Annotated in this window: 4 protein-coding genes; 2 read left to right on the forward strand and 2 right to left on the reverse strand. The window is 63.3% G+C overall.

Annotation, left to right across the window (positions count from 1 at the left end):
* Positions 1-519, forward strand: a 519-nt coding sequence (locus tag Q0063_RS13780; protein WP_297872536.1) for an HpcH/HpaI aldolase/citrate lyase family protein, incomplete at its 5' end; no start/stop codon positions are given.
* Between the two features lie 132 nt (positions 520-651).
* A complete protein-coding gene (gene nifJ, locus Q0063_RS13785) occupies positions 652-4,188 on the forward strand; it encodes a pyruvate:ferredoxin (flavodoxin) oxidoreductase (RefSeq protein WP_297872537.1) in 3,537 nt (1,178 codons plus the stop codon).
* A gap of 183 nt (positions 4,189-4,371) precedes the next feature.
* On the opposite strand, the gene Q0063_RS13790 is transcribed toward nifJ, so the two are convergent.
* Together Q0063_RS13790 and Q0063_RS13795 are read right to left on the reverse strand one after the other, a co-directional pair.
* Complete coding sequence (locus Q0063_RS13790) at positions 4,372-6,588, reverse strand: SpoIIE family protein phosphatase (protein ID WP_297872539.1); 2,217 nt, start codon at positions 6,586-6,588, stop codon at positions 4,372-4,374.
* A 232-nt stretch (positions 6,589-6,820) separates the two neighbouring features.
* Entirely contained in the window at positions 6,821-7,933 is a 1,113-nt protein-coding gene (locus tag Q0063_RS13795; RefSeq protein WP_297872538.1) for a PTS transporter subunit IIC, read from the reverse strand.
* Positions 7,934-8,232: the final 299 nt, after the last annotated feature.

Raw genomic sequence — 8,232 nt, forward strand, 5'->3', positions numbered from 1 at the left:
CAGGCCCTGGACGTGGGCGCCGGAGCGCTGATGATTCCTCAGATCGACACCGCGGAGCAGGCACGGGCGGCCGTGTCTGCCGCCAAGTTCTCCCCCATCGGCACACGGGGAGCCTGCCGCTTTGTGCGGTCCGCCGGATTCGGGGCAATTCCCGGCAGCGAGTATTTTTCCAGAGCCCAGGACACCATGGTAATTCTCCAGGCCGAGGGAACACGGGCGGTGGAGAATCTGGAGGAAATTCTGGACGTGCCTGGCGTGGACGTGGTATTTGTCGGGCCCTATGACCTGTCCGCCTCCCTGGGCCATGTAGGCGAGATTGACCACCCCGACGTGACTGCCTGCATCCGGCGAATCATCAGCGCCGCCGAACGCAAGGGGATCAAGGTCGGCTGCTTTGCCGACACGGTGGAGGGCGGCATACGCTGGCGGGATCTGGGCGTCAGGTTCATCGGGTACAGCTGCGACACTCATCTCTTTTTGCAGGCTGCCAGGGCCGATGTGACCGCCTTCGCGCTGTGAACGGCTGTCCGTCCGGGAAACGAACCGTTTATACTTCCGCCGCCAAAACGGGCGGCCCCCTGAGGGCGGTTGGCGGCGGCCCCTTGCCGGGAATATTGATGTCTGCTGTAAAATAAAAGGAGGAATTTAACAATGGGAAAAAAACGCTATGCCGTCATGGACGGCAACACGGCGGCGGCACATACAGCCTACGCCTTCACAGAAGTGGCGGCCATCTATCCCATCACGCCGTCCTCTCCCATGGCGGAGAAGGTTGACGAATGGTCCGCCAAGGGAAGGAAAAACATCTTCGGCTCCACGGTGGACGTGATTCAGATGCAGTCCGAGGCCGGAGCGGCAGGCGCCTGCCATGGCGCGGCCCAGGCAGGCGCTCTGACCACCACCTTCACCTCCTCCCAGGGGCTCATGCTGATGATTCCCGCTATGTACGCCATGGGCGGCCAGTTCCTTCCCAACGTCATGCATATCGCCTCCCGGGTGGTTACCAGCAATCACCACTCCATTTTTGGAGATCACACGGACTTCATGACCTGCCGGACCACCGGCTACGCCATGCTGATGTCCTCCTCTCCCCAGGAGGCCATGGATCTGGCGGCGGTCGCCCATCTGTCCTCTGTCCGGGCCGGATACGCCTTTATGCACTGCTTTGACGGCTTCCGCACTTCCCATGAGATGCAGCGCATTGAGGTCCTGGACTACGAGGATCTGAAGGCGCTGATAGATCACGACGCCATTCAGGCATTCCGCCGCCAGTCCCTGAACCCGGAGCATCCCACCAACCGGGGCAACAATGTCAATCCCGATGTGTATTTCCAATGCAAGGAGGGAGCCAACGAGACCGTCGCCTCCGTTCCCGGCGTTGTACAGCACTATATGGATCAGATCAACAGGCTGACAGGCCGGGATTACCGCCTGTTCAACTACTACGGCGCAGAGGACGCGGAAGAGGTCATTGTTGTCATGTGCTCCGCCTCCGAGGCGGTGAAGGAAACCGTGGATTATCTGAACGCCCGGGGCCGCAAGGTGGGCCTGGTGCAGATTCATCTGTTCCGGCCCTTCTCCGTAGAGCACTTTGCTGCTGCCATACCAGCCTCGGTGAAAAAAATCGCCGTGCTGGACCGCAGCAAGGAAATGGGGTCCGTAGGCGAACCCTTGTATCTGGATGTAGTTTCCGCTCTGAATCAGGCGGGGCGCGGCGGCATCCAGGTTGTGGGCGGGCGCTACGGCCTGTCCTCTAAGGATACCACGCCCGGCCAGCTCATTGCCGTCTTTGAGAATCTCCAAAAAGACGCGCCCAAACACGATTTTACCATTGGCATCAACGACGATGTCACCCATACCTCCCTGGAATATAAGGAGGTGGAACTGCCGCATCCCGGTCAGATCAGCTGCAAGCTGTGGGGTCTGGGCGGCGACGGTACTGTGGGCGCCAATAAAAACGCCATCAGCACCATCGGACTGGTAGGCGGTAAGTTTGCCCAGGCCTATTTCTCATATGATACCATGAAATCCGGAGGCCTGACCCAGAGCCACCTGCGCTTCGGCGACCAGCCCATTCGCAGCACCTATCTGGTATCCGCCGCCGATTTTGTGGCCTGCCACGCCCCTTCCTACATAACGAAATATGATACGACCGGGGACCTGAAGGAAGGGGGCACCTATCTTCTCAACTGCCCCTGGTCCGCTGAGGAACTGGACGCCCATCTCCCCGGAAAGATGAAGCGGGACCTTTGCCGGAAACATGCGCAATTCTACATCATTGACGCCGCCGCTCTGGCTTCCGGCGTCGGCCTCGGCAAACGGACCAACAACATTCTTCAGGCGGCGTTCTTCGCCCTGACCGAGGTCATTCCTATGGAGCTGGCTGTAGAGGACATGAAGAAAAACAACTACAGCTCCTATTTCAAAAAGGCCGGGCAAAGGGTTGTGGACCTGAACAACCAGGCGGTGGACCTGGGCGTTCACGGGGCCGTGAGGGTAGACATTCCCGATTCCTGGGCCGGCGCTCCCGATGCTCCGTCTCCGGAGCCCTCAGGCGTTACGCCCTTTGTTCGGGACATCGTGCTTCCCATGACCCGGCAGGAGGGCGACCGGCTGCCGGTATCCGTGTTCAAAAAGCACGGCGTTCTGGGCGGTTCCTGGGAAAACGGCACCTCCGCCTATATCAAGCGGGGCATCGCGGACTATGTTCCCCAGTGGGACGCCGGGGCCTGCATTCAGTGCAACCGCTGCGCCATGGCCTGTCCCCACGCCGCAATCCGTCCCGTCCTGCTGACTGAGGAGGAGCGGGCCCAGGCTCCCGCTTCCTTTGAGACGGTTCCCGCCAGAGGGCTCGGGAAGGATGTTCCCGCTTATTCCTTCCGAATGCAGGTATCCCCGTATGACTGCCTGGGCTGCGGCGTGTGCCTGACCGTCTGCCCCGCCGCCGGCAAGGGAGCCCTGGTCATGAAGCCCTTTAAGGAGCAAACCGGCCAGCAGGAGAATTTTGACCGGTTCGTAATGGACGATGCATACCTGAAAAAGGACGCCGCTCACAGCGGCAGCGTCAAAAATCTCCAATTTGCCAAGCCCTATTTCCAATTCTCTGCCGCCTGCGCCGGCTGTGCCGAGACCACATATATCAAGATGGTCAGTCAGCTGGTGGGCGACCGCATGTATTCCTGCAATTCCGCCGGATGCTCCTCCGCTGTCAGCGGCGGCGCTCCCATTCTGCCCTACTGCCGTGACAGCCGGGGCTTCGGCCCTGCCTGGGAGCACTCCCTGTTCGAGGACAACGCCGAATTTGCCTTTGGCTACTTCCATGCCCAGGACGCCATCCGCAGGGAGCTGCTGGCGCGGCTGGAGCGTCTGAAGGCCGGCGGCATCGCAGTGGAGGCTGTGAACGCGTATCTGGACAACTGGAATGATCCGGCGCAGTCCCGGGCCGTTTCCGACGGACTGATCGCCGCCCTGGAGCAGACCCCTGGAACGGAGGACGCCGCGTATATCCTTGACAACCGGGAATTCCTGGCCAAGAAATCTATCTGGGCCATTGGCGGCGACGGCTGGGCTTATGACATCGGCTTTGGGGGTATTGACCATGTCATCGCTCAGAATCAGGACATCAATCTGCTGGTTCTGGACACCGAGGTTTACTCCAACACCGGAGGACAGACCTCCAAGGCCACCCCCTCCGCCGCCACGGCCAAGTTCAATGCCGGCGGCAAAGAAATCAAAAAGAAGAATCTGGGCGCCATTGCCATGACCTATGGCTATGTCTATGTGGCCCAGGTAGCCATGGGCTATGATCCGGCCCAGACCTTAAAGGCCCTTCGGGAGGCGGAGTCCTATCCCGGCCCCTCCTTGGTGATTGCCTATTGCCCCTGCCTGGAGCACGGAATCAAGGCGGGCATGAATTGCACTCAGGACGAAATGAAGAAAGCAGTGGAATGCGGCTACTGGCATCTCTACCGGTATGACCCCCGCCGCGCCGCCCAGGGGGAAAATCCCTTCCAGCTGGATTCTCCCGAACCCGACACCGGCAGGCTGATGGAATACCTTATGGGTGAAAACCGTTACGCCTCCCTGCGGAACAATTTCCCGGACCGGGCGGACAGCCTCTATGCCCAGGCGGTTCAGGATGCTAAGGATTGCTACGCCAGATATCGGAAAATGGCGGAGGACGGCTGATTTCTCCTCCCAGCACCGGACCCGGAACCGCTGGAAGCGGTTCCGGGTCCTCTTCTGTTCCCCACTCTTTTCAAGCCCGGCTGCTTAAGCCCCCAGGCAGGAACGCCGCCGGGCGCGGCTACCCCCAAAACAGGGCAGACACCCCGGCGGAAGAGGTCCGCCAAGTGTCATACACGCAGATTCTCAGACCTCCCGGACACTCTCCGGCGGCCGGTAGAGCACCTGTACGCCGCAGTCGTCCCGGAGCTTTTCCCGGCGGACGCTCTCCTGCAAAATCAGCCCCGCCAGAACCTGGGGGTCCTCCCCGGACCAGCCCGCCAGCAGATTCATCAGCCACTCGTCCTCCTCCGGGTCCGCCACGCCGTCGCTGATCATCACGGCAAAGCCGCCGGGGTCCAGTGACGCCCGGGTCACATCCGGGGCGGCCGCTCCCCCCTGGAGCCCCGCCGGCAGGCTGCCGCCGGTAATCCGCCGGACCACGCCGCCCTTTTTCAGATAGCTGGGGGCCGCGCCGAATTTATAAAATACCGCTTCCCCGGCTCCGGGGTCGTATACACAAAGGTCAATGGTGGTAAATGTGCCGGTCTCCGTCCCCCGGAGGGCCATGGCGGAGTTCAGCGTCTTCAGCGCCGCCGCCGGGGCCACCCCCGCCTCCAGGAACTGCTGGAGCAGGCGGCAGATCATGGCGGACTCCTTCCGGGCGGGCTCGCCGCTGCCCATGCCGTCGGCCAGCAGCAGGCACCACAGGCCTCCGTCCGTGCGGAAGGACGTCACCGTGTCCCCGCAAACGGTCTCTCCCTCCCTGGGCCGGAGCACCGCACCCACACGGCAGACCCCGCTCTCCGCCGTCCCGGAGGCCGGGGCCGTCAGCCCGGCGGCGGTGGCAGTGAGCAGCTCGGAGAGCTGGGCATACTGGCCCCGGGCGCTGCGCCGGGTCTCCTCCAGCTGCCGCCGGTACTGCCGCCGGAGCAGAAACGCGGACAGCTCGCCGTTGACGGCGGTCATAAACTCCGTCAGGTGGATGCAGCGGCCTGTAAAATAGACGGGAAAATCCCTGGCCAGCACCCGGCCCCGCTCCAGCAGATAGGGTGTGGCGTCGTTCAGCGCGTTGAAGGTTCCTGTATACTCTCTCTGCCAGCACAGCTCACAGAGGGAGCAGCTCCGGCAGACCCGTTCCGCCGCCCGGTCGAAGATAATGGCGGGGTTTTCGTCGCCGGAGGCGGGTACGCCCCGTCCCAGGCTGTCATAGAGATCCCGAAGGGCCGCCGCCGCCCGGTCCAGCTGCTTTCGCCAGCGGACCGCCCCCTCCGTTTCCTCCGCCGTTCTTCGGGACCCTGTCCGTTCTCCCCGGCCCGGCCAGCGGAGGGGATTCCGCTGTTCCCGCCGTCGGGTCCCGGTCCCCTGGTCTTCCGCCGTTCCGCAGGCCCCCGTCCGTTCCAGACCGCGGAGGACGCTTCCCTGTTCCCGCCGCCGGGTCCCGGTCTCCTGGTCATCTGCCGGTCCGCGGACGCCGCTCCGCCCCTGCCGGTCCAAGGGCTCCCGGCTGGTTCTCCTGCCCCCCATCAGCCGACGGGGCAGCGCCAGGAAGACAGCCATGGCCGCCGCCGTCTCCGGCAGAAGACCCGGAACATTTCCGGCCAGAACCCCCGCCGTCACCGCCGCCAAGGCCGCCAGCGCCGCCAGGGCCCGACGGCCCGCGAAGCTCCCCGCCGCCAGGCCCGCCAAACCCCACGCGGCGGTGAAGGACCCGCCCTGAAGTCCGCAGAGGTCCGCCGCCAGACCCAGCAGCAGCGCCGCCGCCGTCCCTGCGGCAGGCCCCCGGTCATAGGCGGCCCAGACCGCCAGAAGGCACAGCAGCCCCCGGCCCGGCGAGAAGCCCAGCACCTCAAAATCCGCCAGACCCAGCAGCAGCGCCGCCAGCAGCGCCAGCAGGCCGTCCGCCGGATTCCGGCCCTCGCCCCGGCGGAACAGGGGCCGGAACAGCCAGGCCGCCGCCCCCGTCAGTCCCGCCGCCCCCAGACAGGGCCCCAGGTCCGCCCAGGGGGAGAGGGACTGAATCACATAGATGCCGTTCACCGCCAGAAACAGCCCCGCCGCCGTGAGAGCCGAGGCCCGGGGCCGCGCCAGAGCCCAGCCCTGGAGGGCGGTGGAGGCGGTGAGAATCAATATGGCCACCGCCAGAAAGGGCAGGGCCTGTGTAAAGTTCAGAAACAGCGCCGCACCGGCAGCGGCCCCTGCCAGGGCGGCCCCGCCGCAGCTCCCCGGTCCCGCCGCCGACACACAGCCCAGCGCAAAGGGGGCAAAGCCCGCCGGCGTCTGGACGGCAGCCAGTGCGCCGGTCAGGAAAAAGCGAACCCCCCAGACCGGCAGCCGTCCCCGGCGAGCCCGTTCCAATGTCATCTGTCCCACAGCCTGTCCCTCCTGAAAGCGGAATTTTCCACCATTGTACCGGTTCAGGGGAGAAAAACCCGTCGGGAAAGGAAAGGGGGACTTTTCCCTGAAAAAAGAGTGGAGAGACCGGGAAATTCCCGATCTCTCCGCTCTTTATCCGCAGTTTGCAAAAACTCCTCATTCCTAATCCCTAATTCTTAATTTCCAATTCCTAATCCCTCATTCCTAATTCCTCATTCCCTCAGCCCGCCAGGGTCAGGTCCCCGTCCTTCACCCAGCCCAGCCGCCGGCAGGCCTGATTGATGAGGGGCGCCAGCACGGCGGGGAGAACGAAGGAAATCAGAATCAGACCCAGCCAGTCAAAGGCCGTGGGGGCGATGGCGGCGGCGCCGTTGGCAATGGCCGTCTCGCTGGGGGACACCCAGCCGGTCCAGACCCCCAGCTGGCCGCAGAAGCCGCAGGTGCCCATACCGGAATTGATGGCCGCGCCGTTCATCTCCAGCCTGAACAAACAGGTGGCAAGGGGCCCGGTTATGGCGGAGGTCAGTGTGGGTGCAATCCAGACCCGGGGGTTTTTCACGATGTTGGGCATTTGCAGCATGGATGTGCCGATGCCCTGGCTCACAAGGCCCCCCCAGCCGTTTTCCCGGAAGCTCATGACGGCGAAGCCCACCATCTGTGCGCAGCAGCCCGCCACGGCGGCCCCTCCGGCCAGTCCCGTCAGGCCCAGCACGGAGCAGATGGCGGCGGAGGAAATGGGCAGGGTCAGAGCCACCCCCACCAGCACGGACACGAGAATGCCCATCAGGAGGGGCTGGAGCTCCGTGGCCCACATGATGATCTGCCCCAGGGCGCTGGCGGCTCTGCCGATGGGGGGAGCAATGACCCAGGCCGCGCCGATGCCGGCCAGGGTGGTGACAATGGGGGTCACCAGAATGTCCACCTTTGTCTCCTTACTGACGGCCTTGCCGCACTCGGCGGCAATGATAGCCACAAACAGCACCGCCAGGGGCCCGCCGGCTCCGCCCAGGGCGTTGCAGGCGTAGCCCACCGTCGCCAGGGAGAAGAGGACCATGGGCGGGGCCTGGAGGGCATAGCCAATGGCCACGGCCATGGCCGAGCCGCTCATGAAGGAGGCCATGCCGCCGATGGTATAGCCTACCTCATTGATGGTGATGAGCTTGGCGGTGAGGAAGCCGATGTGGAACTGAGCGCCCAGCGTGTTCAGAATGGTGCCGATGAGCAGGGAGCAGAACAGGCCCTGCGCCATGGCGCCCAGGGCATCAATGCCGTAGCGCCGGGCAGATATGACAATGTTCTTGCGCTTCAGAAAGGCTTGAAAGCTGTGTTCCATGACGATGTTCCGTCTCTTTCTTCATGTAGTTGACCAGTGTCTTGATACATGTCCTGCTTATCATAACCGAAGCGGCTTTTTTTGTCAATGCTTTTTTGCCGGCAGGGAGCGTCCATTTACGCATTTTATCAGGGGAACGCGGTGCAGAAGGCAGGCTCTGCCCCCTTTTCGGAAGCGCCAGGTTCCCGGAAGACAGGCTGGGACAGCCCCCTGCATAAAATCTCCAAATGGGACACGCCCCGCCGGCACGGAAATCAATTTTGCAAAATTGGATTCAAAGAGATAAAATAGGAAATATG

The organism is uncultured Oscillibacter sp., from assembly GCF_947654275.1.
Classification (GTDB): domain Bacteria; phylum Bacillota; class Clostridia; order Oscillospirales; family Oscillospiraceae; genus Oscillibacter.